This window comes from Priestia sp. TGN 0903, from assembly GCF_050846855.1.
GTDB lineage: Bacteria > Bacillota > Bacilli > Bacillales > Bacillaceae_H > Priestia > Priestia zanthoxyli.
This window is the reverse complement of the sequence record NZ_JBOZGL010000005.1, coordinates 49061-73798: the sequence shown is the minus strand read 5'-3', so window position 1 is coordinate 73798 and position 24738 is coordinate 49061. Positions and strand designations below refer to the sequence as shown.

Genomic DNA, 24738 nt, shown 5'->3' with positions numbered 1-24738 from the left:
TAAAATGGGGAAAAAGCCCGTTGTAATCGGTATCGCTGGTGGATCCGGTTCTGGTAAAACAACTGTAACCAAAGCTATTTATGAGTATTTTAAAGGGCATTCTATTATGCTTCTTGAGCAAGACTATTATTATAAAGATCAAAGCGATGTACCGTTTGAACAGCGTTTGCAAACAAATTACGATCATCCTCTAGCATTTGATAATGATTTGCTGATTGAACACTTGCAAAACTTATTAAATTATGAGAGCATTGACAAACCGGTATATGATTACGCAATTCATACGCGCTCTGAGAAGGTAATTAAAGAAGAACCAAAAGATGTTATTATCTTAGAAGGTATTCTTGTACTAGAAGATCAGCGCTTGCGTAATTTAATGGATATCAAGCTATACGTAGATACAGATGCGGATCTTCGTATCATTCGTCGTATGCTTCGTGATATTAAAGAACGAGAGCGTACGCTTGAGTCAGTTGTTGATCAATACGTATCTGTCGTTCGCCCGATGCATAATCAGTTTGTTGAACCAACAAAACGCTATGCAGATATTATCATTCCTGAAGGCGGTCAAAACCACGTAGCGATTGACTTGATGGTCACTAAAATTCAAACAATTCTTGAACAAAATGCCATTTTATAATAACATAGCATAGATGCAGGAATTTTTTTGAAGACAATGCAGACATATTCTGCTAACTAAACACAAACATTATAAAGAATAGAGAAACGAGCAGCTTCTATTTTGAAGCTGTCATTTCTCTATTAACTGATTTTTCCACAGAGTGGAAAATTTTTTGTACATACAGAAATCGACTGTATACACTAGAGATTTTGAGTTCAAGAAGGAGTGAAGGGATTATGGCACAAGAAAAAGTATTTCCAATGACAGAAGAAGGAAAGCTAAAGCTAGAGCAAGAGCTAGAATATTTAAAAACAGTAAAACGTAAAGAAGTTGTAGAGCGTATCAAGATCGCCCGCAGTTTTGGAGATTTATCGGAGAACTCTGAGTACGATTCTGCAAAAGACGAGCAGGCTTTCGTGGAAGGACGTATTACGACGCTTGAGAATATGATTCGCAATGCGAAAATTATTGAAGAAGATGTAGAAAATTCTTCTATCGTATCATTAGGTAAATCTGTAACATTTGTAGAGTTGCCAGATGGTGACGAAGAAACGTATACAATTGTAGGTAGTGCAGAAGCAGATCCATTTGAAGGGAAAATTTCAAATGATTCGCCAATTGCTAAAAGTCTAATGGGCAAACAAATTGGAGATCAAGTAACTGTTCAAACTCCTGGTGGAGATATGTCAGTGAAAATTGTATCTGTTAAGTAAAACATATGGTTGGAAGCGTTCTACTGAATGCTCGTAAGTAAAAAAGCTGACACGCGTCAGCTTTTTTTATATGATTTAAAAAAACGGAGAGAATAGAAAAGATATGTAGGAAAGGAAAGATGAAGATGAAAGATATCGATTTTACTAAAACAGCGCTTGTTTTAATTGATTTACAAAAAGGGATTGTTCCAATTGGAGGAGACGAAATCGTAGAAAAATCTGTTCAGCTTGTGAATCGTTTCCGCGAACAAAATGGATTTATTAGCTTTGTACGAGTAGATTTTCAAGATGGAAAAGATGCGTTGACGCCAGAAACGGATCAAAAGCCATCTGCTCCTCAAGAAAGACCTGCAGACTGGGCAGAATTCGATCCAAGACTTAATGTTCAAGAGACTGATTACATTGTGACAAAACGTCAGTGGGGAGCCTTTTTTGGGACAGATTTAGACCTTCAGCTTCGCCGAAGAGGAATTGATACAATTGTCCTTTGCGGAATTGCAACAAATATTGGTGTGGAAAGCACAGCTCGTGAAGCATTTCAGTATGGATATAACCAAATTTTTATCACGGATGCCATGGCGACATTTACAAAAGAAGAGCATGAAGCCACTCTTTCTTACATCTTTCCGAAAATAGGAAAGCTACGAACAACTCAACAATTTTTAACGGAAAATGAATAATAAAAACTTGCTGAATCAGCAAGTTTTTTTATGGAATGAAAAAAAGAATGAATATTTCTTAAGATAATGGTTTTAAAAGTAATGGCAACGTCGACACTTGTAAAGAGTGAGGTGTAGTCATGAAAATAATTCACAAGCGAATTTATATTACTCTTATTTTTATTTTATTATTAATTAGTGGACTGGGAGCACGGCTTGTTCAACTCCAGCTTGTCAGCACGGAATCTTTTACTGATAAAAATATTAACTTAATTGAAGGAAGCGTAAAACAGCGTACGCAGGAAATGGTGGTAGACGACGGGCGAGGGAAATTCGAAGATAAAAATGGACAGTCTTTAACATCTATCACGCATAATCGCTTAGTCCTATTTCCGTTTTTAGAAAAAATGAAGTGGCCCGTTCAGCAAGTAAGCGAAATTGTGGGAATGCAACCACAGGAATTAACGAACAGACTAGCGAATGCTAAAACACCGGTTGTTATTACAAAAGAATTATCCCATGCACAAGTCGAAAAAATAAATGCATTAAAGGTACCTGGCGTGTTTGGAATTCCTCTAAAAGATGAGCGTCCAGTTCCTCTTGCTGAACATTTAATCGGACTAGAAGCACAAAGCAAACAAATAATTGAAGAGAAGTACAGTGATAAATTGAAAAATGGAGCTATTAAATCAACTACGCCTGTAGGTATCTCAGGGATGCAGAGGGCTTTTGACGAGTTTTTGCTGCCTGAACAAGAGTCTAAGCTCCTTTATCATGTTGATCGACTAGGTGGGCCTATGTTTGGCATCGATGTAAAATATACGGGCACAGCTAACCCTTATTATCCAGTCAGTGTGCGTACGACGCTTGATTTGTCTGCTCAGGAGCTAGTGGAGAATACATTGAATCATTATAAGTTAAAAGACGGAGGAGCCGTCTTAATTGATATAAAAAACAATAAAGTAATTGCGATGGCCAGCAGGCCTTCAATTAATAAGAAAGATCCATTTAAAAAGCAAAACGGTTCAGACAGCGTAGAAAATCGTTTGCTGACGCCGCAAACTCCTGGATCTATATTTAAAACCGTAACAGCAGCTGCAGCGCTTGAACAAAATAAAATTCAGCCTTCTTTTACCTATAACTGCGATAAAAGTATTTATGGCAATAATGTAGAAGAAGATCATCAAAAAGGGCAGCTGACGTTTGAAGAAAGCTTTGCGCAAAGTTGTAATGCAACGTTTGCCCAGCTAGCAAAAGAAATGATAATATCTAATCCGGATATCATTGAACAATATGCTGATAAGTTAGGGCTTCTTCAGCCTGTAGGATGGACGGGTGATGTGTTTCACTTTGAACATTTTAAGCAGTTTTTAGGAGAAAAATCGGGAAGAGTTTGGACAAATGATAGAGAAAAAAAAGTACCAAATGCTGTAGCGCAAACAGCAATTGGACAGCTTGATGTAAAAGTGACTCCGCTTGCAGTAGCAAATATGATGGCGACAATTGCACGGGGAGGAGAAAAGAAGCAGGTAAAAGCGGTAGATGCGCTGGACTATAAAAACAATACGTCACTGTATACGTTTAAAGAGCATGAGCTAAAAGGAGATACGATTAATGAAGCCACAGCTGCTTCTATGCAGCAGCTTTTAAAAGGCGTCGTACAGAGCGAAAAAGGAACAGGAAGAAGATTTCAAACGCTTCCTTATGAAGTGGCAGGAAAGTCAGGAACTGCTGAAATCAATGTGAAGGCCGATATCGTCAATAAATGGTTTGCGGGTTACTTTCCGGCAGATGATCCAAAATACGCAATGGTAGTAGTGGATTTAAATACAAAAAGTGCGATACCTCCCACAAACAGCGTATTTTATGATATTGTTAAAGGGATGTATGACTTAAATACACGTTAAAACAAGAAGAATTTGTAAAAAATATTACAAATATACTTCAAATAAATTTTGATGCTTCATGTATAAGAAAACACATGTTAGAATAAAGCATTATAAAAGTTGGAGGAAATTGTAGCAATGAATAACAATCGTTCTTCAAGACACGAAAACAAAGAAAAAAAAGTAAACCGATTATATAATCTGTTAATTGCTGTCGTAGCGGTTTTAATTGTATTTGTCGGTGGTACGATGATTCTTGGAAACAAGGATAAATCGGATAACCAGGCGGAAACAACTCAAAACAATCCGCAAACAAATGACCAAAAAACGGACAAGACGGCTAAAAAAGACGATGATTCTTCGAAAGATGATCAAGCAACAGAGGATCAAGCAACGGACGATCAAAGCTCTGAAGATGATCAAGCAACAGATGAAGAATCAAACGACTCAGATTCACAGGCTGAAGTAGAGAAAAATCCAGAGCCTGGCGTGGCAGAACGCAAGGTAGATCCTTCATGGGATTCAGTAGGTACATCACAAGATGCTCCTGCAGCAACATATAAAAAAGGATCAACGGATTGGAACGAAATGCTAAAAGCTGTAGGCGAAGGGTCAGGCATTAGCCCAAGCAATATGACCGTATGGCGTCTAGGTAATAACGGTGGCGTAGGTAAAGCTGTAGCTACGGTTAGTCCTAAAGGCAACTCATCAACAAAATACCGCGTTCAAATTGAATGGGTAGATGGAGAAGGCTGGAAGCCCGCAGTAGTGGATAAGCTTCAATAAAAAAAGCAGCGCGCTAGCGCTGCTTTTTTATTTTGAAATGAACAACTGCAGAGTACAGTTTTTTACCTTGTTCATAGTCCACAGACATTTGATGAGATACGCTATGTACCTCAAGTAAAATCGCCTTATTTTGATCAATTTTTTCAGCAATTTGTTTTTCAAGTATTTTAACATCAGGCGCTTCAAAAAATTCTATTTTATCTTCAATCATTTCAAATTCAAAATTCATCTTACGGCCTCCTTACCTCATTACTATAGTATAGCAAATAGAAAGTTAAAAGCTTAAAATATTTGTAAATGAAGAACAAACGATGACTAAAAACATACTATATCCATAAGAATTATTAGTTATGAGGAGGCGTTTTTTATGGGGCTAGAGTTTTTAGATATCTTTGAAAAGTGGGCGAATGAGTATGATGCATCGGTAAGCGGGAAAGATGAACAGTATAGAGAAGTGTTTCGCAATTATAATGAAATCTTAGAATATGTAGCAGACCGTTCAATAGGGCATGTGATAGAATTTGGAACAGGCACTGGAAACTTAACAAAAAAACTTTTAGAAAAAGAACTTACGGTAGTAGGAATTGAGCCGTCAGTGCCAATGAGACAATTGGCACACCAGAAATTAGGAGCAGATGTTTTAGTCACACCGGGAGACTTTTTACAGTTTGATACATCGTTGTTTCCAGCAGAGAGCTTAGTTAGTACGTATGCATTTCATCATTTAACAGATAAAGAAAAAGAAGAAGCTGTGATAAACTATGGAAAGTTACTTCAAACCGGTGGTAAAATAGTGTTTGCCGATACAATGTTTGAAACAGCGGATTCATTTGCTGATACCATTGTTCAGGCAAAACAAAAAGGGTATACGCAACTAGCAGAAGATCTAGAGAGGGAATACTATACAACGATCCCTGTCTTAAAGCAAATCTTTGAAAGCAATGGTTTTCACATAACCTTTACACAATTTAATCACTTTGTGTGGGTATTGGAGGCAACGAAACAATAGTAGAAAGAGGTTTTAAAATGAAAGTAGCAATCATTGGAGCAATGGAAGAAGAAGTGACGATTTTACGCGATAAAATTGAGAATCGTCAAGAAACAGTAATCGCAGGATGTGAATACTCAACAGGAACAATCAGCGGCGTGGAGGTTGTATTATTAAAATCAGGTATTGGAAAAGTAAATGCGGCGTTATCTACAGCCATCTTACTAGAGAAGTTCAAACCTGATTACGTTATTAACACAGGATCAGCAGGCGGTTTCCATCCAGAGTTAAACGTAGGGGACGCGGTTATTTCAACAGAAGTTCGTCATCATGATGTAGATGTAACGGTATTCAACTATGAATACGGTCAAGTGCCAAACTTGCCTGCAGCTTTTAAAGCAGATGAAAAACTAGTTCGCCTTGCTGAAGAAAGCGCTCTTGAAGTAACGGATATGAAAATTGTAAAAGGATTAATTGCTACAGGAGATTCGTTCATGAACGATCCTGTGCGCGTAGAGTTTGTTCGCTCTAAGTTTCCAGACCTTTATGCAGCTGAAATGGAAGCAGCGGCTGTTGCTCAAGTATGCTATCAATTTGGCGTACCGTTTGTTATTCTTCGTGCTCTTTCTGACATCGCCGGCAAAGAATCAAATGTTTCTTTTGAGCAATTTTTAGAAAAAGCAGCTGTTAATTCAACGAAATTAGTATTGAATTTTATTACAAAATTAAAATAAGCTGTTCATAAAATATAGAGTTTGTTTTCGTCTACACTCTGCATCGTTTGTCATAACATGGGGTGTAGACTATATTTTTATCTTAATTCCGACTTTATTTATAGGTTAAGTTATATTATTTCGATAGCGAGGTGTTCAAGATTATGAAGGTAGTCAAAAACGTTCATGAATTGATTGGAAACACACCTATGATTGAGATTACACAATTTGATTTACCTAGGGAAATCAGGATATTTGCCAAGCTGGAATATGTTAATCCAGGAGGAAGTGTAAAAGATCGTTTAGGAAAAGAACTGCTGCAAGAAGCTCTTGGCTCTGGAAGACTGAAGCGAGGCGGAACGCTGGTTGAGCCTACTGCTGGGAATACGGGGATCGGGCTGGCTTTAGCTGCTCTTCAGTACGAAATAAACGTCATACTATGTGTTCCAGAAAAATTCAGTATTGAAAAACAGCAGCTTATGAAGGCTTTGGGGGCAACGGTGGTTCAAACGCCTACTGAAGCTGGTATGAAAGGTGCTATAAACAAAGCTCAAGAGCTGCTGCGTGAAATCCCTGGTTCTTATTGTCCTCAACAGTTTGCTAATCCGGCCAACCCTATGACTTATTATAAAACCTTAGGGCCAGAAATATATGAACAGCTTGATGGAAAAGTTGACGTGTTTGTAGCTGGAGCAGGTACAGGGGGGACATTTATGGGTACAGCGAAATTTTTGAAAGAAAAAAATCCTTCTCTAAAAACAGTCATCGTGGAGCCAGAAGGTTCAATTTTAAACGGGGGGAAATCCGGTCCTCACTTAACTGAAGGAATTGGAATGGAGTTCATCCCTGATTATATGGAGCGATCTTATTTTAATGCTATTCATACTGTTGAAGATGTTTATGCTTTTCAAAGAGTGAAAGAGCTGGCTTTAAAAGAGGGGTTACTAGTAGGTAGCTCTTCAGGAGCAGCCTTTGAAGCAGCCCTGATCGAAGCAAAAAATGCAGAAAAAGGGGCTCATATCGTCACGATTTTTCCGGATAGCAGTGAACGGTACTTAAGTAAAAATATTTACAGTGGAGGAAGATAAGATGAAACGTAAAACACAGTTGATTCATGGTGGAATTGTTGGCGATGAACAGACGGGTGCTGTCTCTGTTCCTATTTATCAAGTGAGTACTTATAAACAAGAGGGAGCGGGAAAACATACGGGATATGAGTATTCGAGAACCGGTAACCCTACACGTCATGCCCTAGAAGAACTTATCAAAGAAATTGAAGGAGGATATGCTGGGTTTGCGTTTGGATCTGGTATGGCCGCTACTACTGCCGTGTTCATGCTGTTTAACAGCGGAGATCATGTGTTAATTACAGATGACGTATACGGAGGAACGTATCGAGTGATCACAAAGGTACTAAGCCGTATCGGCATTGAGGCTACTTTTATTGATACAAGCGATATCCAAAATATCGAGAAAGAAATTCGCCCTAACACAAAAGCCATTTTTATTGAAACTCCAACGAATCCTCTTCTAAAAATTACTGACTTGCAGCATGCTTCTTCAGTAGCTAAACAACACCATTTACTTACCATCGTTGACAACACATTCAGTACGCCGTATTGGCAAAATCCTATCGAAAAAGGCGCAGATATTGTTCTGCACAGTGCAACTAAGTATTTAGGGGGACACAGTGACGTTGTAGCAGGGCTAGCAGTGGTGAATTCGCCTAAATTAGCTGAAGACCTTCATTTTATCCAAAATGCGACTGGAGGCATTTTAGGACCTCAGGATTCTTGGCTTTTAATGAGAGGGATTAAAACATTAGGAATACGAATGGAAGAACACGAATTCAACACGGGGAAAATAGTAGAATTTTTACTTGCCCATCCTGCTGTGGCAAAAGTATATTATCCAGGATTAAAAACCCACCCAAACCACCTCATTGCTAAAAAGCAAGCAAGAGGTTTTGGGGGAATGGTTTCGTTTGATGTGGGAAGCGAAGAGAAAGCGGAAGAAGTACTGAGCAAAGTGAAGTATTTTACATTAGCAGAAAGTTTAGGAGCCATCGAAAGCCTCATTTCCATTCCTTCTAAAATGACTCATGCTTCTATACCGAGCGACCGACGTAAAGAGCTAGGAATTACAGATGGATTAATTCGTATTTCTGTAGGTCTTGAAGATGTAGAAGATTTAATTGAAGACTTAGAAAGAGCATTGGAATAAAGGTGGTAAAAATAGGATTTTTATAGACCTATAGATCTATGATAGAGTAGAGTTATAACATTCTACTGAGAAGGTGATTGTATGAAAGCTCAACACATCAAAGCAAAAATTGAAGATTACAGCCGCTTTATTTACGTCCTTCTAGCCGTAAGTACATTCTTGTATATTGGTGTTATGATTGGCCAAGGTGAAAAAAGTGATATGCAGCTTGGAATAATGGAAGCGATCGTTATTCTTTTTACCGCCCTTGCTTTTTATTTTAGTTATCAAACTAAAAAACTAAAAAAAGAATTAATGAAAGAAAAAGAATAATAGATACAAAAAGGCGATGATCCATCGTCTTTTTTTTATGAGGGTTAAAAAAATAAAAAAATTCCCTATTTTTCAAAAAAACAGTTTACTTTTTATAAGTTCGTGGATATAATTACCATTGTAAGGAAAATACTTTATTAAAAGGAGGTCGAGTCATATGTTAAGACGTTTATCAGGTATGGATCATTCAGTTTGGGCTATGTTCAAAAATCGTCTATATATGTATACTATTCGGCCGTGTTCCTGTATCAAGTAACTTTCTTACCTTGATCGTTAAAACACGTTAATTCACCACAGGTGCGAATAGTAGCCCTGTGGTTTTTATTGTTTTTCAGCCACAGGATGCTTATGCATAACTGTGGTTTTTTTTGTATAAGGAGGTGATTGGAATGACACTGAATATTTTCTTTTTAACTATTACCATAAAGTCCCGTCAATACTCAGAGGAAGAAATTAAGCATGAACAGTATGTAAGACAATTAGAAGAAGAAATAAAAGACCGCAAGTATGAATTTTATCGTCATTTCTAATTTGAATAGTGGAAAGGAGTGGATGAATGATGATTAATCAAAAAGGATATATCGTTGTATGGCTGCTTGTGGAGAAAGATTCCACCTAAATGACTAGTAGGGGGAGTAATGATGTGTTTGCTGCGGATTATCATTTGGAAATTATTTTAAAAAAAGAGCGGAAAGAAGGATTAATTCTCCTTCTTTCCGCTCTTTTTTTTCTCTTTTTCGGCTCTGTAAAATTCGTGAAACATTTTCATCAGCGCTCGCTTTTCAATTCGCGAAACATAACTTCTTGAAATATTTAATTCCTTTGCAATTTCTCGCTGGGTTTTTTCATCCTGCAAATCCAAACCGAAGCGGCCAACAATTACTTCTTTTTCTCGATCATCGAGGATATCGATATATTCTTTTATTTTTTCTAATTCCATATTTAGTTGAATCATATCAATTACATCGTCTGATTCTGATTTTAATACATCAATCAAACTGATTTCATTTCCTTCTTTATCCTGGCCAATTGGATCATGCAGCGACACATCTTTTTTTGTTTTTTTGAGCGCTCGCAAGTGCATCAATATTTCATTTTCAATACAGCGTGCGGCATAAGTAGCTAATTTTGTTCCTTTTCCTTGCGAATAACTTTCGATTGCTTTAATTAAACCGATTGTCCCAATTGAAATTAAATCTTCCGCATCCTCTCCCGTGTTTTCAAACTTTTTAACAATATGCGCAACGAGTCGGAGATTGTGTTCAATAAGAAGGTTTCGCGCTTCTTGATCTCCTTGTTCCATTAAAGATAAATATCTCTTTTCTTCAGCAGCAGACAAGGGTTGAGGAAACGCATTGTTTTTTACGTAGGAAACAAGGAAAACCAATTCTTTAAAGAAATAGCCTAGTGCGGTAAATAATGCAGACATCTCTTCACCTCCATAAGGGGATATCAACCTGTGAGAGACTAACATTACACTATATGTAAAAAGAAGGATGTCTTTGCCTGTACGTTTAAAATTCCCCCCAGGGACAAGAGAGTTTGAAAAAGTCCACAGATTTTTCTTTAGAGATAGTTACTAGCCTATACAGAGAAAAAGTATGTACATACGCTAGTAGTAGTTCATAGTGTAAGGAGGGAGAGCATGTACGGTTACGGAGGCTGCTGTTATCCTAATTATCCAGCTTACCCATGCGGAGGAGGGTTCGGCTGGGGACTTGGATTGTTGATTGTTCTATTTGTTCTGTTATTAATTTTCGGAAGCTTCTATTGGTTTTTTAGCTGCTGGTGTTAAAAAAAACTCATGCATGTGCATGAGTTTTTTTAGATGACATATCCTACCGAATAGAACCATTCATTTTTAAGAATTCTTAAGGAATTTTCGCTTTGTTTCTTAAAGAAGATGATTTATTCTATAATTAAGAAAAGAAGCAAGATGATAATATTCCTTTGTAAAAGTAAATGGAGCTCTATACTTTTTTTAGCTTGAACGTACTAATCATCAAGCAAGCGAGTACGATAATTAAAAACATATAAAAGTGTGAAGGCAAATAAGGGACGCCCAAGTAGCTAAGAGTTAATAAACAACCTGCTGCGGTAATAGGGAGCCCTGTAAAATACCCAGTATTTTCTGTGATGTTAAAGCGGGCAAGACGAAGTGCTCCGCAAGCAATGTAACAGATGGTAACAATTGAACCTGCAGCACCAAAGTGAGATAAAATACTTTGATAAAGTAGTAGAGCTGGAGCGATGCCAAATGATATAATATCGCACATGGAGTCCAGTTGTTTTCCAAGTTCAGATTCAATTTGCAGCTTTCTGGCTACCATGCCGTCGAATCGGTCTGCTAACGCTGCTAAAAAAATTAGTAATAAACTTAAGTTCAATTCATTTTTCATGACAAATAAAATAGCAAAGCTTCCTAAACTTAAATTAACAATCGTTAAGGAGTTTGCCGCTTGGGATCTCAGCTTTTTAATTGTATGATCTAGATAGTCTAATAAAAACAATTTCCTCACTCCTTTAAAGGATGGAATGAACTAAAGGTAAAAAATAATGGTAATTTCATTGTAGACGCAAACCTTATTCTAGTAAAGAACTATTCAGTATGTGGAGGTAAAATTATTGTTGCAGCACCTGTATCGAACGTTTATTGAGCTTACGAATCACCAGGGATCATCGAAGCTCATTCGAAAATTCACTTTCTCTAAATGGAGTCGGTTTATTATACCCTCCTATACAAAAGTTTTTAAAGTAAATAAAGAAGAAATGGACAAGCCTCTGCATCATTATCAAAACTTACACGAGCTATTTATTCGTCGTTTGAAGCCTTCTGCCCGTCCGGTCGATCAGCAGAAAGACAGCGTTGTCAGTCCTGTAGATGCAAAGATAGAAGCATATGGAGTCATTACGCCTCAAAAAGAAATGATTGTAAAAAACAAACCTTATTCTATACAGGAAATGGTTTCAAATGATCTCATTCTTGAAAAATATATAGAAGGACAGTTTATCATCCTCTATCTTAGTCCAAAAGACTATCATCGCATTCACAGTCCTCTTAAAGCACAAGTAGGGAATACGTGGACCGTTGGACAAAAGTCTTATCCAGTAAATTCATTAGGAATCAAGTATGGGAAAGAACCGCTTGTGAAAAATTTCCGGAAGCTCACGGAGTTAACATTTGAAAATGGTCACATGCTGATGGTAAAAGTAGGAGCCATGTTTATAAACAGCATTGAAGCGGTTTCTAAAAAAGAAGTAGTCGAAAAAGGGGAAGAAATGGCTTACTTCACGTTTGGCTCGACTGTCATTTTATTATTTGAGAAGAACTCAATCACTTTTGATTCTAACGTCCACTCAGGTTCTTACGTAAAATGTGGAGAACCAATTGCTCATTTGAAAAAATAGAGCCTATATAATAAAAGAGTAGATAGATAAATGAAGATGCAGCTTTCTTTTATTAAGAAGGCTCTTTTATTCGTTAAGAAGGAATTTGTATGCTAATCTTTAATGATCTTCTTTCAATTTCCTCTTCAATTAATTTTATAAAATCAGGGCTTAATTGCAGTTCGGTTGCTTTGCTGTATGACTCAATAAGCAGCTCATCTGATAATTTTCTCATAAGATTGCCGCCACCTCCTACTAAAATAAATATCCTAAAAAGTTATATTTAAATGCTAATAAATTCCTTATTTATAATCTAACATGAATCAAATAAAGGAACAATCGTTCTGTTATCCACAGCTTTCGGTGGATAAAATGTGGGTATGTTGTTTATAATTACCATTAATTGCTGAACTATAACAGAGGATAATGTGTATAACCTTATCCACATAGTTGGGGTTATCATTTTTTGTCGAAAACTTTTAACAGAATTTGTTTACCACTTACCCTATTTGATAAGTAATAAACGTTTTCTGCACTATTTTTTATTTTAAGTTTGCAGTGGGTAAATATATCGTAAGCTCACGAACAAATGGAGGTTTACTGCCTTTTGTCAATAACTTTCTGTATAAAGTTAAAGCATTCACAAGGCATATCCTTTATACTAAGAAAAGACCTGTTTTTGAAGAGAATAAAATTTTAGGTTGGAAAATAACAAGAAGTCGTTATAATGATAGACGGCGTTAATTTTAGTATGTAACTATATATTCGAGGTGCATGATACGTGTTGAAACTTTTTTTACCAAATGAACATGTGAAAAACGTGTTTCAAATTAAGCCAGACGATTTGAAAGAGCGCGGGATAAAAGGAATTATTACCGACTTAGATAACACGTTGGTGGAATGGGATCGCCCTGATGCCACTCCGGAATTAATTGAGTGGTTTCAGTTAATGAAAGATAGTGGAATTAAAATTACGATTGTATCGAATAATGTGGAGAAACGAGTCAAGCTGTTTTCAGATCCAGTTGGACTTCCATTTGTATATAAAGCACGCAAACCGATGCGTAAAGCATTTAGAAGAGCTCTTCGTGATATGGAGCTGCAAAAAGATGAGGTTGTGGTCATTGGCGACCAGCTTTTAACGGATGTATTAGGAGGAAATCGCCTAGGCGTATATACGGTTTTGGTTGTACCAGTTGCGCAAACAGATGGATTTGTAACGAAATTTAACCGTAAAATGGAACGAAGAATTTTAGGTTGGATGAAACGAAAAGGTATGATTAACTGGGAGGATTAAAACGTGAGTGAAGAAAAAATACAGTGCGTAGGATGCGGAGTGGAGATTCAAACAGAACGACCGAATGAACTTGGCTACGCTCCAAAATCAGCATTAGAAAAAGAAGCTATTATTTGCCAGCGATGCTTTCGCTTGAAGCATTATAATGAAGTACAAGATGTTTCCTTAACAGACGATGATTTTTTAAAAATCTTAAATGGAATTGGTCAAACGGACGGTTTGGTTGTAAAAGTTGTAGATATCTTTGACTTTAACGGCAGCTGGTTACCTGGTTTGCATCGATTTGTTGGAAATAATAAGGTTCTTTTAGTGGGAAATAAAGCAGATTTACTGCCGAAGTCTATAAAGAAAAATAAACTAATTCATTGGATGAAGCGAGAAGCGAAAGAGCTTGGCCTAAAATCAGTGGATGTGTTCCTCATGAGCGCGCAAAAAGGACAAGGAATTCGAGAAATTGCCGAAGCCATTGAACATTATCGCGAAGGTAAAGATGTATATGTTGTTGGATGTACAAACGTTGGTAAATCGACATTTATTAATGCCATTATTAAAGAAGTAACGGGAGAAAAAGATATTATTACTACGTCTCAATATCCGGGCACAACGCTTGATATGATTGATATCCCGCTTGATAACGGCGCGTCTTTATATGATACGCCTGGCATTATTAATCATCATCAAATGGCTCACTATGTAGATAAACGAGACTTAAAGTTAATTTCTCCTAAAAAAGAAATAAAGCCGAAGGTTTATCAGCTAAACGAAGGGCAAACGTTATACTTTGGAGGACTGGCGCGCTTAGATTATGTACAGGGAGGCCGCAAGTCGTTAACATGTTATGTATCGAATGATTTGCATATCCATCGTACAAAGCTTGAAAAAGCAGATGAGTTGTATGAAAAGCAAGCAGGTGAACTGCTTCAGCCGCCGCGCCCAGAGCAAATGAGTGAGTTTCCTGAACTTGTTGCACATGAATTTACAATCAAAAATGAAAAGACGGATATTGTTTTTTCAGGGCTTGGCTGGGTGACGGTTAATGAGTCAGGTTCAAAAGTTGTGGCGCATGCACCAAAAGGAGTCGGCGTATTTGTGCGCGATTCTTTAATTTAAACAAAAAGGGGAAAAAATCTTGAGTACATTATATGGGCTAGTTGGTTATCCGCTTGGGCATTCACTATCGCCATTGATGCAAAATGATGCCTTTAAACGTCTGAACATGGATGCGCATTATGAGGCTTTTCCAATTGAACCTGTTCATTTTGAGTCAGCTATTGGAGAGCTAAAAGATAAAAACATTCAAGGATTTAATGTCACGATTCCGTATAAAGTTGATATTATGAATCATTTGGATGAAGTCGATTCATTAGCAAAGGCAATTGGCGCTGTAAATACAGTTGTTAATCAAGATGGCCGTTATATTGGATACAATACCGACGGAGAGGGGTATGTGACTTCTTTACTCAAAGCAGTAGAAGGCGGCTTATCCCAAAAAAGAATTTTAATTATTGGAGCTGGAGGAGCTGCAAAAGCTATTTTTTATACAATTGCAGCTCAGCACGCTCCCGATGTAATTGCGATATGCAATCGTACCGTCGAAAAAGCAGCTTTACTAGCTAACGAGCTGCCTTTTTCGACGAAAACGGCGGCGATGTCTATTTCTGATGCGGAAAAACAACTAGATACATTCGATATTATTATTAATACCACTTCGGTGGGGATGTATCCTAACGTTGATGAGCTGCCTTTAGCACTTACTTTATTGCAAAAAGAAGCGGTAGTCAGCGATATTATTTACAACCCTTTAAAAACAAAGCTTTTGAAAGAGGCTGAAGCAAAAGGGGCAGGCACTCATAACGGTGTCGGTATGTTTGTACTGCAAGGTGCACTTGCATTTGAAAAATGGACGAAGGTCCGTCCTGACGAAGAGGCAATGGAACACATTGTTCTTTCAACACTAACTAAGAGATAAGATACAACGGAGGTTTTTATGTTAACAGGTAAACAAAAACGTTTTTTACGTTCAAAAGCACATCATTTAAATCCAATTTTCCAAGTAGGAAAAGGTGGAGTCAATGAAAATATGATTGGTCAAATTGCTGATGCATTAGAAGCAAGAGAATTATTAAAAGTAAGCATTCTGCAAAACTGTGATGAAGATCGTGACACGGTTGCTGCTCGATTAACAAAAGGAACAAAAGCAGAGCTTGTACAAGTGATTGGAAATACAATTGTGTTATATAAAGAATCACGTGAAAATAAGCAGTTAATGCTTCCAAAAGTGAAATGAAATAGAGCGGGGAAACCCGCTCTATTTAAAAATGAAGTAAATTAAAGGAGTCGGGGATTGTTGAAGAGTATTGGAATTTTAGGTGGAACGTTCAATCCGCCTCATTTGGGGCATTTAATGATGGCAAATGAGGTTTTGCATGCCTTGAAATTAGATGAGATATGGTTCATGCCGTCATATATTCCACCTCATAAAACAATCAAAGAGCCTATTGAGCCATATCATCGTTTACAAATGCTAAAGCTAGCTATTGAAGAACATGATCAATTCACCCTGCAGCCGATTGAATTTGAGCGCAAAGAGCCTTCATATACATATGATACGATGAGAATACTAACAGAGAAATATCCAACGTATCAGTTTCATTTCATCATTGGTGCTGATATGGTAGAATATTTGCCGAAGTGGTATGAAATTGATGAATTAGTCAATTTGGTTACATTTGTAGGTGTAAAGCGCCCGGGGTATACCATTACGTCCCCTTACCCGATAAAAGAAGTAGAAGTTCCGCAGTTTGATGTCTCCTCTTCCTTTATTCGCGAACGAGTAGTAAAGAAAGAAACCATTCGTTATTTTATACCTGCTGGTGTTAAACAATATATCGAGGAGAATCAATTATATGAATCGAACTGAGGCATTAGAAATCGTAAAGAAACAGTTAACAGAACGTCGTTATATTCATACTGTCGGGGTAATGGAAACAGCAATTGAATTAGCTAAACGTTTTGAAGCAGACGAAAAAAAAGCAGAACTGGCTGCTATTTTTCATGACTATGCCAAGTTTCGTCCAAAGGAAGAGATGAAGCAAATTATTATTGATCAAAACATGAACTCTTCTTTATTGGAATACAATACCGAATTATGGCATGCTCCAGTAGGCGCGTTTTTAGTGAGAAATGAAGTAGGGATTACGGATAAGGAAGTATTGGATGCAATTGCTTACCATACATCCGGAAGACCTGGCATGACGTTACTTGAAAAAATTGTGTACGTTGCTGATTATATTGAACCTGGAAGGAGATTTCCAGGTGTTGATGAAGTGCGGGAGTTAGCTAAAACCGACTTAAATGCAGCACTTATTCAATCATTAAAGAATACTATTTCTTTTTTAATGACCAAACATCAGGCCGTTTATCCCGATACGATGATGACATATAATGATTTAATCTTAGGAGGTCAAACACATGACTGAACGTGAATTGCTATCTCTTGTTGTAGAAGCAGCCGATGATAAAAAAGCAATCGATATCGTAGCGTTAAATATGGAAGGAATCTCACTTGTGGCAGATTATTTTGTTATTTGTCACGGTAACTCAGATAAACAAGTGCAGGCAATTGCTCGTGAAATTAAAGAAAAAGCACACGAACAAGGCATTTCTATGAAGCGTTTAGAAGGGTTTGAGCAGGCTAAGTGGGTGCTTGTTGATCTTGGAGATGTTGTGGTTCACATTTTCCATAAAGATGAGCGCGGATATTATAACTTAGAACGCTTATGGGGAGATGCACCATTTGTAAGTTCAGAAGAGCTACAGCTATGAGCAGGTACGGAGAATTTGCCTACGTATATGATCAGCTAATGGCAGACGTTCCGTATGACGATTGGGCTGAATTTTTTAATCAGCAGGTGGCAAAAGCAAAAACAAAGCCTAACAGTATATTAGACCTTGCCTGCGGCACGGGAGAACTCTCCGTTCGATTTGCAAAAGAAGGTTTCTCCGTAGTCGGCGTTGATTTGTCTGATGATATGCTTATGGTAGCTCAAGAGAAGGCAGCAGAAGCAGGGGTAACGCTATCTCTTTTTCAGCAAAACATGGCGGAACTTGAGTTATTGAAAGAGTTTGATTGTGTAGTAATCTTTTGTGATTCTTTGAACTATTTGCAAGGTGATAAAGAAGTTCAAGAAACCATTCAACGTGTATATAAACACTTAAAACCAGGTGGGCTCTTTATATTTGATGTTCATTCAGTGCACAAGATGAAGGACGTATTTGGAAATCAATCTTTTTCTTATGTAGATGAAGACGTGTCATATATTTGGAACTGCACCTATGACGATACAGACATGCGTGTAGAGCATGATATTACGTTTTTTGCTTATGATGAAGAAATCGATGCATATCATCGCTTTGATGAGGTGCATGCTCAGCGCACTTGGTCGATTGACCATTATCAATCATGGCTGAGCCAAGCTGGTTTTATAAATATAGAAGTAAGTGCAGATTTCAAAATGAGTAAGCCTACTTCAAACAGTGAGCGCATCTTTTTCTCTGCGCAAAAAAAAGAAGCCGAGTAGAGGCTTCTTTTTTTGTTTCAAAGCAGGATTTCTACAGAAATTATGGAATAAGACTATCAAACTGATTGTGAACAAGCTCAATGTCTTCGTCAAATTTTTCGTGTGTTTTTTGAAATACGTGCACAAACATCTCTCCGAGTTCAGCTTCTAAAACTTTAATACCTTCTCCGGTTACACCGCCTTTTACGCATACTTTATCCTGCAAGGTAGGAAGCGTAAATATTTCTTTTTCCAACAGTTTTCCCATTCCAATAATCATATCGCTGGCCATGACGGTAGCTTCTTCTGCAGAAATATTTGTTTCTTGGACTGCTGCATCAATAAAGCGTTGAAGCAAAAAGCTGAAGAATGCAGGACCGCAGCTTACAATATCGGATGATACGCGGGTAATCGTTTGATCAATAGCCACAGGCTTTGACATAGATGAAAATAATTCATGTAAATAATTTTGGTAAAAAGGCGTACATCTTTCTCCAAACGTGAAAAGAGAAACACCTGCTAATGCCCGATTCGTAATGCTAGGGATAATTCTAGCTGCTTGACTCGGAATGAGGCGTTCGATTTGTTCTACGCTAATTGGACTGGTAATGGATACAATGCAGTGATCTTTTGTCAGCAGTGGTTCTAATTGTATTAAAAGGGGGTGAATATCCAATGGCTTAACACAAATAAAAATGACTTTGGATGCGTGAACAACTTCTTCAGCTGTATCAGCAACATGAATTTTTTTATGCTGCTGTTGAATCTCTTTGGCCCTTTTTTTTGTACGATTCATAATAGTAATTTTAGAAGGACGTACGGCTTTTGATTCAATAAACGCATCAATTAATATTTTCCCCATGTTTCCTGTTCCGATAAACCCTATGTTCACTGATTCATTCCCTCCTTCAAAAGCCTTTTCTTCTAAACACTATGAAGACGTAATGGAATTTATGACGTTACTTCAAAATTCAAAGGAGTGTACAAGTTGACTTTTTCAAAAAAACAATGGCTAATTGGGTGTATTTGCTTAGCAGTTGGGTTGGCTTTTTATATCTATCGAACAGGAGGAGAGAAACCGGAAAGTTCTCTTCAAACCTCAGATATAATCAAGGCAGAATCTTCTGCTACAAAAAAAGAAGGAGAGTCGTCTAATCAAGTAATTTCAAGCCAAGATTCCCCGTTTGTGATGGTGGATATTAAAGGAGCTGTTCAGAAGCCTGGTGTATACCAGCTTCCGAAAGATGCAAGGGTAAAAGATGCTCTAGCACAAGCCGGAGGCGCTACGAAAGAAGCGGACTTAAGACAGCTCAATTTAGCTACCAAGCTACAAGATGAAATGGCTGTGTATATTCCAGCTGCTGGAGAAGAAATCCCCCCTTCATCTCCAGTTTCTTCAATTTCTTCCTCAGGAACTTCAAATGATCAGCCCCTTGTTAATATCAATACAGCGAACACTGATGAACTGCAAACGTTAAATGGCATTGGACCTTCAAAAGCCAGTGCCATCGTTTCATATCGAGAGGAAAATGGCTTGTTTCAAACAGTAGAGGATTTGGGAAAAGTATCAGGTATTGGCGAGAAGTCGCTAGAAAAAATCAAAACTCAAATTACGGTACAGTAGAGACTTATTGACGAAAAAGGAAAAAAAACGCTACACTATGAAAGAGAAAAGTATCATTATTCAGTTTTAAATAAAAAGGCAGGGAATGAGATGAACCGGATTTCATGGGATCAATATTTTATGGCACAAAGCCATTTGCTAGCTTTAAGAAGCACTTGTGAACGTCTGGCTGTTGGAGCTACAGTGGTGCGTGATAAACGTATTATAGCTGGAGGATACAACGGTTCGATCAGCGGAGGCGTGCATTGTGCTGACGAAGGCTGCTATGTAATTGATGGCCACTGCGTAAGAACTGTCCATGCAGAAGTGAATGCACTCTTGCAGTGTGCTAAGTTTGGTGTGAAGACAGAAGATGCGGAAGTATACGTCACGCATTTTCCTTGTTTAAACTGCTGTAAAGCTCTTATTCAAGCGGGAATTAAAACAGTATATTATGCTAATGATTACAAAAATCATCCGTATGCTGTTGAGTTATTTGAACAGGCGGGAGTGAAAACAGCAAAAGTTGAACTTGATGAAGCAATCATTGACTTAAAAAGTAAAGAGAAGCTTCAATTTGTAACGGATGTTCTCGCTCGTTTAGAAAAAAGTGGAGCTGACGAAGCAGAAGTGATGAATTTACAGCGTGAAGCTCTCGCTTTGTTTACGGCAAATTAAAGGTAAAAGAGGTTTTTTACTTGGTAACAGTAAGAAGCCTCTTTCTTTTAAGAAGAAAGGAGCTAAAAGTGAAAGGATATTATATTTACTGTGCTTTTAGCATGATGCTAGCCTTATATGTATATGATAATCATTCCGCTGTAAGCCTGTTTTTGCTAATCGTGCTTTTCATTTTTCAATGGCTACAATGTCCGAGGAAAGTGGTTATTGCTTCTGCACTGTTGAGCGTTTTGTGCGTCTACCTATTAGCTGAGGCAAATAAGCATAACAAAACGGTTCTTTTAGCTGAATCTTCTACTTTTACAGGCGAAATTTCATCTGTTCCGCATAGTGACGGCGACAAGCTTACTTTTAAGTTTACGGTTCAAAATGAAGAAGTCATGGCTTTTTATAAACTAAAAACGCTAGAAGAGAAACAGCAGCTCGAAAAGCTAACGATTCATCAAGTTTGTCAACTAGCAGGGCAATTAACTTCTCCTTCACCTGCTCGCAACCTTCATGCATTTGATTATCAGCAATATTTATACCATCAGTCTATTCATTGGCAGCTTAACGTCAAGAGACTTGATTTGGCAAAATGCCAGCTCCCCACCTTAACTCCACTTACGTACCTTACCTTTATTCGTCAAAAAGGAATTAATTATATTCAACAAAACATGTCGGATCCAGGCGCTGGATTTATGCAGGCACTAATTTACGGCGAGCGTACTGGGATCGAAGAAGAGAGTATCAAGCGCTATCAGCAATTTGGTTTAATACACTTGCTTGCCATATCAGGTCTTCATGTTGGCCTGCTGACAGCGATGTGTTTTTATTTGCTCATTCGGATTGGAATAACGCGCGAGCGAGCCATTACGCTTTTACTTTTGCTTCTTCCTGTATACATGGTTTTGGCCGGTGGCAGCGCTTCAGTTGTCCGAGCTGTTTTTATGAGTATGGTGATGCTTATATCGATAAAAATACAAAGAAAAATTCTTTTGGTTGATAGCATGAGCCTTGCTTTTATGAGCATGCTGCTTTTCAAACCGTACTATTTATTTGATGTAGGATTTCAGCTTTCTTTTGCCGTTAGTTTTGCCTTGATTTTATCGAGTCAGACAATTTTACCTCGTTTTCATTCTTCTTTCAGCCAGCTCATGGCTGTTTCAGCGATTGCACAAGTCAGTTCACTTCCTTTATTGTTGTACTATTTTTATGAAGTATCTCTCCTCAGTTTGCCATTAAATATGGTTTTTGTACCGTTGTTTTCTCTTGTTGTATTACCTCTTTGTTTGCTCATTCTTTTTGTTCGTATCATCTTGCCGGGAGTGAGTGAATTGCTGGAGCAAATTCTTCATGTTCTTTTACTTGCTTGTGAAAAATTGCTTGATTTTTTTGAATGGATTCCCGCTGATTTCGTAACGGGAAAACCCCATATTTTGCTGTTTTTGGGCATGTACCTATGCATTTATGCTTTATTTGTGGCGGTCGAAGAAGGGAAATTTTTCGTTCGCTATATGTTTCTTCTCGCGGCATTGTTAGCCGCACAATGTATGTATCCTTATTTGAATCCAAAAGGAACGGTCACAATGGTCGATGTAGGACAAGGAGACTGCTTTATCATTGAGCTTCCTTATCGAAAAGGCGTGTATATGATCGATACCGGAGGAACCGTTTCATTTCCAAAAGAACCATGGCAAAAACGCCGTTCTTCTTTTGACGTGGGAGAAGACGTACTTGTTCCCTTTTTGCATTCAAAAGGAATGACAAAGGTAGATAAAATGATTATTACACACGGCGATTATGATCACGCAGGGGCGGCACAGCATTTATTTTCACAAGTGGCTGTCGGAGAGCTGGTGCTTGGAAAAAAAGCCGAATTAAATGACGTAGAGACTGGCTTGGTGATCGCTGCTCAAAAACAAAGCGTGCCTGTTCAAATTGTTCAACAAGGAGATAGCTGGCAAGAAGGAGGTGTCTTATTTCAGGTTATTTCTCCCATAGGTTTCGAAGAAACGAGCAACAACGGCTCAATTGTAATAGACGCTAAGTTAGGAAATTTAAGATGGCTATTCACCGGAGATTTAGAAAAGGAAGGAGAACAAAGAATATTGAAAGACTTTCCCAACCTTAAAGCAGATGTATTAAAAGTGGGTCATCATGGCAGTAAAACCTCAACTTCAGAAGAGTTTGTTCAACATTTAAACCCTAAAGTAGCGCTTGTTTCAGCGGGGCAAAAAAATCGTTATGGTCATCCTCATCAAGAAATATTAGAGCTTCTGAAAAGCTACGGGGTGTATATTTACCGAACGGATGAAGATGGTGGGGTAATGTATGAATTTACAAAAAAGTCAGGAACGTTTTCGCAGCAACTTCCATAGTCTATAGTAAGAAAAACGAACTGAAAAAGACTGCTAAGAAGCAGCCTTGAAGCAATTTTACGAACCCAAGTAGTGAATCACAGTTGCAATAACAAATAAGGCAGTGAAAAAGCCAAATGAAACACCAAATCCTACGGCAGAATCGACAGCGTCGTTGCGTTTACTTTGGACACTTTCTTCAAATTGGTTCATTAACACCCCTCCTGTTTACAGTATAATCTAACTTTTTTTAAAAATCTAGACAATTTAAGAGCGTTTTCACAAACTGACAACAGTTAACAACTATACTTTATGAGCATGAGGAGAAAATAGAGATAAGGGTTTAATCATTAACAAATAAGTAACCTAGGGCTTATATTGTTGATGTTTATCATAAACTGAGGAATTGTCGTTTTAAGACAATTCCTTTTGTATTGTTGCCAAAAACTCATAACACCTTTACGATAGAAATTGTATTTTGTTTATCAGTAACTATACATAATCAATATAGATGAATAAAAAAAGAGGAGCGTATATACGTTGGCAGTTGATAGCTTAAAAAGTATTACCAAAAATAATATCGCCCCCGTTTATTTAATACACGGGGTTAATGCATTTATGAGTAAAAAGATTAGAGATAAAATCGTCGACTATACGTTGAATGAAGAAGATAAAGAATTTAACTTGTCCCTATACGATTTAGAAGAGACATCGATTGATCAAGTTCTAGAAGATGCTGAAACGCTTCCTTTTTTAGGAGACAAGCGTGTAGTGGTTGCGAAAAATGCAGCATTTTTAACGGCTGAAAAATCAAAAGATAAAGTTGAGCATGATCTGGCAAAACTTCAGCAATATGTCGAACAGCCCCCGTCTTTTTCAACGTTAATTCTTCTAGCCCCTTATGAAAAGCTGGATGAAAGAAAAAAAATAACAAAATTATTAAAAAAACAAGCAGCTTACATCGAAGCGAACGAATTTGGTGAAAAAGAAATGAAGCAGTGGATTCATAATTTGCTTTCAAAAGATGGAGTGAATATGGATGAAGATGCTGAAACGCTGCTTATTCAGCTTGTGGGGCTTAATGTAACGCTCGTGACAAATGAAATTGAAAAAATGGTGTTATACGTTGGACAAGGAGGAGTCATTACAAAAGAAGTGGTGCTTAAGCTTGTGGCAAAAACGCTTGAACAAAACGTATTTACGCTTATTGATGCTGTTATTCAGCGAAAGGTTTCTATCGCTTTAAATATGTATCAGGATTTGCTGCGTAACAACGAAGAGCCTATTAAAATTTTATCTTTGTTAGCGACGCAGTTTCGTTTAATTTATCATACGAAGCAGCTGTCTAGTCAAGGGTACGGTCAGCAGCAAATTGCTCAAACGATTAAGGTTCATCCGTTTCGTGTGAAAATCGCTTTGCAGCAGAGCAGAAGTTTTGAGGAACAGCAGCTTAAAGGAATTTTAAAGGATTTAGCAGAGGCAGATTATGAAATGAAGACGGGAAAAATGGATAAAGCGCTTATTTTACAGCTGTTTTTATTAAAAAGAGCGCAATAAAAAAACGATCCTAATGGGATCGTTTTTGTCTCAATTATGCAGATAAACCGTTAAGTTTTACTGCTAAGCGAGATTTTTGACGAGCTGCAGCATTTTTGTGGATAAGACCAGATTGTGCGGCTTTGTCTAATTTTTTAGAAGCAACAGCAAATGCTGCTTTTGCGTTATCTACATCGTTGTTTTCAACTAAAGCTTCAAAGTTTTTGATTGCAGTACGCATAGCTGATTTAGCTTGAATGTTATGAGCACGGCGAGCTTCAGTAGTTTTTACACGTTTGATAGCTGATTTAATGTTTGGCATCCGTTTCACCTCCCGAAATGATAACAATCGAGATTATATAGAACTCGACATTCTTCACAATAAGAACAAAAGATATTTTATCAAACACAAGGACAGAATGCAATAGCCTTGACAA

General features: G+C 37.6%; 32 protein-coding genes. 25 read left to right on the top strand and 7 right to left on the bottom strand.

What is annotated here, in order from left to right:
* The first annotated feature begins 4 nt into the window (after nucleotides 1-4).
* From udk to ACRPLY_RS17875, 5 genes are all read left to right on the top strand, one after another.
* Nucleotides 5-640: a uridine kinase gene (gene udk / locus ACRPLY_RS17895; protein ID WP_028411675.1), complete on the top strand. Its 636-nt coding sequence runs from the start codon at nucleotides 5-7 to the stop codon at nucleotides 638-640.
* 218 nt (nucleotides 641-858) lie between these two features.
* Complete coding sequence (gene greA / locus ACRPLY_RS17890) at nucleotides 859-1335, top strand: transcription elongation factor GreA (protein WP_013059279.1); 477 nt, start codon at nucleotides 859-861, stop codon at nucleotides 1333-1335.
* Between the two features lie 119 nt (nucleotides 1336-1454).
* Nucleotides 1455-2015, top strand: coding sequence for an isochorismatase family protein (locus ACRPLY_RS17885; RefSeq protein ID WP_372456109.1), 561 nt, complete (start codon nucleotides 1455-1457; stop codon nucleotides 2013-2015).
* Nucleotides 2016-2134: 119 nt separating this feature from the next.
* Nucleotides 2135-3901, top strand: a complete 1767-nt coding sequence (locus tag ACRPLY_RS17880) for a peptidoglycan D,D-transpeptidase FtsI family protein (protein WP_432232077.1) — start codon at nucleotides 2135-2137, stop codon at nucleotides 3899-3901.
* Between the two features lie 117 nt (nucleotides 3902-4018).
* On the top strand, nucleotides 4019-4666 hold the full coding sequence (locus ACRPLY_RS17875) for a YrrS family protein (RefSeq protein ID WP_328170663.1): 648 nt from the start codon (nucleotides 4019-4021) through the stop codon (nucleotides 4664-4666).
* Nucleotides 4667-4679: 13 nt separating this feature from the next.
* Here ACRPLY_RS17875 and ACRPLY_RS17870 read toward each other — a convergent pair whose 3' ends face one another.
* Nucleotides 4680-4895: a YrzA family protein gene (locus ACRPLY_RS17870; RefSeq protein ID WP_050688532.1), complete on the bottom strand. Its 216-nt coding sequence runs from the start codon at nucleotides 4893-4895 to the stop codon at nucleotides 4680-4682.
* A 138-nt stretch (nucleotides 4896-5033) separates the two neighbouring features.
* On the opposite strand from ACRPLY_RS17870, the gene ACRPLY_RS17865 reads away from it, so the two are divergent.
* The 6 genes from ACRPLY_RS17865 (at nucleotide 5034) to ACRPLY_RS17840 (ending at nucleotide 9432) form a co-directional block, all read left to right on the top strand.
* The gene (locus ACRPLY_RS17865) at nucleotides 5034-5675 is read left to right on the top strand and encodes a class I SAM-dependent methyltransferase (RefSeq protein ID WP_013059274.1); all 642 of its coding nucleotides are present in this window, start codon (nucleotides 5034-5036) and stop codon (nucleotides 5673-5675) included.
* A gap of 17 nt (nucleotides 5676-5692) precedes the next feature.
* Nucleotides 5693-6388 carry a 5'-methylthioadenosine/S-adenosylhomocysteine nucleosidase gene (gene mtnN / locus ACRPLY_RS17860; RefSeq protein ID WP_028411671.1) on the top strand — a complete coding sequence of 232 codons (696 nt, stop codon included), beginning with the start codon at nucleotides 5693-5695 and terminating at the stop codon, nucleotides 6386-6388.
* Between the two features lie 143 nt (nucleotides 6389-6531).
* Nucleotides 6532-7455 (top strand): PLP-dependent cysteine synthase family protein, encoded by a 924-nt coding sequence (locus ACRPLY_RS17855; RefSeq protein WP_028411670.1) that lies wholly within the window; start codon nucleotides 6532-6534, stop codon nucleotides 7453-7455.
* 1 nt (nucleotide 7456) lies between these two features.
* Nucleotides 7457-8590 carry a bifunctional cystathionine gamma-lyase/homocysteine desulfhydrase gene (locus tag ACRPLY_RS17850; protein WP_028411669.1) on the top strand — a complete coding sequence of 378 codons (1134 nt, stop codon included), beginning with the start codon at nucleotides 7457-7459 and terminating at the stop codon, nucleotides 8588-8590.
* A gap of 81 nt (nucleotides 8591-8671) precedes the next feature.
* Nucleotides 8672-8902: a YrhC family protein gene (locus ACRPLY_RS17845; RefSeq protein ID WP_028411668.1), complete on the top strand. Its 231-nt coding sequence runs from the start codon at nucleotides 8672-8674 to the stop codon at nucleotides 8900-8902.
* A gap of 389 nt (nucleotides 8903-9291) precedes the next feature.
* Complete coding sequence (locus ACRPLY_RS17840; RefSeq protein ID WP_014458165.1) at nucleotides 9292-9432, top strand: YrzI family small protein; 141 nt, start codon at nucleotides 9292-9294, stop codon at nucleotides 9430-9432.
* 170 nt (nucleotides 9433-9602) lie between these two features.
* Here ACRPLY_RS17840 and sigK read toward each other — a convergent pair whose 3' ends face one another.
* Nucleotides 9603-10331: an RNA polymerase sporulation sigma factor SigK gene (gene sigK / locus ACRPLY_RS17835; RefSeq protein WP_013059268.1), complete on the bottom strand. Its 729-nt coding sequence runs from the start codon at nucleotides 10329-10331 to the stop codon at nucleotides 9603-9605.
* 216 nt (nucleotides 10332-10547) lie between these two features.
* Here sigK and ACRPLY_RS17830 point away from each other — a divergent pair, with 216 nt between their 5' ends.
* Complete coding sequence (locus ACRPLY_RS17830) at nucleotides 10548-10697, top strand: hypothetical protein (protein WP_014458166.1); 150 nt, start codon at nucleotides 10548-10550, stop codon at nucleotides 10695-10697.
* A 175-nt stretch (nucleotides 10698-10872) separates the two neighbouring features.
* On the opposite strand, the gene pssA is transcribed toward ACRPLY_RS17830, so the two are convergent.
* Entirely contained in the window at nucleotides 10873-11412 is a 540-nt protein-coding gene (pssA, locus tag ACRPLY_RS17825) for a CDP-diacylglycerol--serine O-phosphatidyltransferase (RefSeq protein WP_013059266.1), read from the bottom strand.
* A 115-nt stretch (nucleotides 11413-11527) separates the two neighbouring features.
* On the opposite strand from pssA, the gene ACRPLY_RS17820 reads away from it, so the two are divergent.
* Nucleotides 11528-12310, top strand: coding sequence for a phosphatidylserine decarboxylase (locus tag ACRPLY_RS17820; RefSeq protein ID WP_028411667.1), 783 nt, complete (start codon nucleotides 11528-11530; stop codon nucleotides 12308-12310).
* 73 nt (nucleotides 12311-12383) lie between these two features.
* Here the strand turns inward: ACRPLY_RS17820 and ACRPLY_RS17815 are convergent, their stop codons facing one another.
* A complete protein-coding gene (locus tag ACRPLY_RS17815; protein ID WP_013059264.1) occupies nucleotides 12384-12524 on the bottom strand; it encodes a sporulation histidine kinase inhibitor Sda in 141 nt (46 codons plus the stop codon).
* A gap of 549 nt (nucleotides 12525-13073) precedes the next feature.
* Here ACRPLY_RS17815 and ACRPLY_RS17810 point away from each other — a divergent pair.
* Genes ACRPLY_RS17810 through ACRPLY_RS17775 form a run of 8 tightly spaced genes read left to right on the top strand, consistent with a single transcriptional unit; the run spans nucleotide 13074 to nucleotide 18166 of the window.
* Nucleotides 13074-13586, top strand: a complete 513-nt coding sequence (locus ACRPLY_RS17810; RefSeq protein WP_013059263.1) for a YqeG family HAD IIIA-type phosphatase — start codon at nucleotides 13074-13076, stop codon at nucleotides 13584-13586.
* A gap of 3 nt (nucleotides 13587-13589) precedes the next feature.
* Nucleotides 13590-14696 (top strand): ribosome biogenesis GTPase YqeH, encoded by a 1107-nt coding sequence (gene yqeH / locus ACRPLY_RS17805; protein WP_028411666.1) that lies wholly within the window; start codon nucleotides 13590-13592, stop codon nucleotides 14694-14696.
* A gap of 19 nt (nucleotides 14697-14715) precedes the next feature.
* Nucleotides 14716-15555, top strand: coding sequence for a shikimate dehydrogenase (aroE, locus tag ACRPLY_RS17800; RefSeq protein ID WP_028411665.1), 840 nt, complete (start codon nucleotides 14716-14718; stop codon nucleotides 15553-15555).
* Between the two features lie 18 nt (nucleotides 15556-15573).
* Nucleotides 15574-15873, top strand: coding sequence for a ribosome assembly RNA-binding protein YhbY (gene yhbY / locus ACRPLY_RS17795; RefSeq protein ID WP_013059260.1), 300 nt, complete (start codon nucleotides 15574-15576; stop codon nucleotides 15871-15873).
* A 60-nt stretch (nucleotides 15874-15933) separates the two neighbouring features.
* Nucleotides 15934-16506: a nicotinate-nucleotide adenylyltransferase gene (locus tag ACRPLY_RS17790; protein WP_025750563.1), complete on the top strand. Its 573-nt coding sequence runs from the start codon at nucleotides 15934-15936 to the stop codon at nucleotides 16504-16506.
* Nucleotides 16493-17065 carry a bis(5'-nucleosyl)-tetraphosphatase (symmetrical) YqeK gene (gene yqeK, locus ACRPLY_RS17785; protein WP_328107086.1) on the top strand — a complete coding sequence of 191 codons (573 nt, stop codon included), beginning with the start codon at nucleotides 16493-16495 and terminating at the stop codon, nucleotides 17063-17065. Before ACRPLY_RS17790 ends, yqeK begins: the two co-directional genes overlap by 14 nt.
* A complete protein-coding gene (gene rsfS / locus ACRPLY_RS17780; protein ID WP_432232076.1) occupies nucleotides 17058-17411 on the top strand; it encodes a ribosome silencing factor in 354 nt (117 codons plus the stop codon). Before yqeK ends, rsfS begins: the two co-directional genes overlap by 8 nt.
* A complete protein-coding gene (locus ACRPLY_RS17775; protein ID WP_165635135.1) occupies nucleotides 17408-18166 on the top strand; it encodes a class I SAM-dependent DNA methyltransferase in 759 nt (252 codons plus the stop codon). The genes rsfS and ACRPLY_RS17775 overlap by 4 nt, the downstream gene beginning before the upstream one ends.
* Nucleotides 18167-18206: 40 nt before the next feature.
* Here ACRPLY_RS17775 and comER read toward each other — a convergent pair whose 3' ends face one another.
* Nucleotides 18207-19037: a late competence protein ComER gene (comER, locus tag ACRPLY_RS17770; protein ID WP_099000499.1), complete on the bottom strand. Its 831-nt coding sequence runs from the start codon at nucleotides 19035-19037 to the stop codon at nucleotides 18207-18209.
* Between the two features lie 96 nt (nucleotides 19038-19133).
* Here comER and ACRPLY_RS17765 point away from each other — a divergent pair, with 96 nt between their 5' ends.
* The 3 genes from ACRPLY_RS17765 to ACRPLY_RS17755 all read left to right on the top strand — a co-directional run bounded on the left by ACRPLY_RS17765 (nucleotide 19134) and on the right by ACRPLY_RS17755 (nucleotide 22786).
* Nucleotides 19134-19769, top strand: coding sequence for a helix-hairpin-helix domain-containing protein (locus ACRPLY_RS17765; RefSeq protein WP_099000498.1), 636 nt, complete (start codon nucleotides 19134-19136; stop codon nucleotides 19767-19769).
* A 90-nt stretch (nucleotides 19770-19859) separates the two neighbouring features.
* Nucleotides 19860-20426 carry a ComE operon protein 2 gene (locus tag ACRPLY_RS17760; RefSeq protein WP_028411661.1) on the top strand — a complete coding sequence of 189 codons (567 nt, stop codon included), beginning with the start codon at nucleotides 19860-19862 and terminating at the stop codon, nucleotides 20424-20426.
* A gap of 68 nt (nucleotides 20427-20494) precedes the next feature.
* Nucleotides 20495-22786: a DNA internalization-related competence protein ComEC/Rec2 gene (locus ACRPLY_RS17755; protein ID WP_432232075.1), complete on the top strand. Its 2292-nt coding sequence runs from the start codon at nucleotides 20495-20497 to the stop codon at nucleotides 22784-22786.
* Nucleotides 22787-22843: 57 nt separating this feature from the next.
* On the opposite strand, the gene ACRPLY_RS17750 is transcribed toward ACRPLY_RS17755, so the two are convergent.
* Entirely contained in the window at nucleotides 22844-22978 is a 135-nt protein-coding gene (locus ACRPLY_RS17750; protein ID WP_013059251.1) for a YqzM family protein, read from the bottom strand.
* A 327-nt stretch (nucleotides 22979-23305) separates the two neighbouring features.
* Here ACRPLY_RS17750 and holA point away from each other — a divergent pair, with 327 nt between their 5' ends.
* Nucleotides 23306-24322 (top strand): DNA polymerase III subunit delta, encoded by a 1017-nt coding sequence (holA, locus tag ACRPLY_RS17745; protein ID WP_099331296.1) that lies wholly within the window; start codon nucleotides 23306-23308, stop codon nucleotides 24320-24322.
* Between the two features lie 34 nt (nucleotides 24323-24356).
* Here holA and rpsT read toward each other — a convergent pair whose 3' ends face one another.
* Nucleotides 24357-24623: a 30S ribosomal protein S20 gene (gene rpsT / locus ACRPLY_RS17740; RefSeq protein WP_013085065.1), complete on the bottom strand. Its 267-nt coding sequence runs from the start codon at nucleotides 24621-24623 to the stop codon at nucleotides 24357-24359.
* Nucleotides 24624-24738 lie beyond the last annotated feature (115 nt).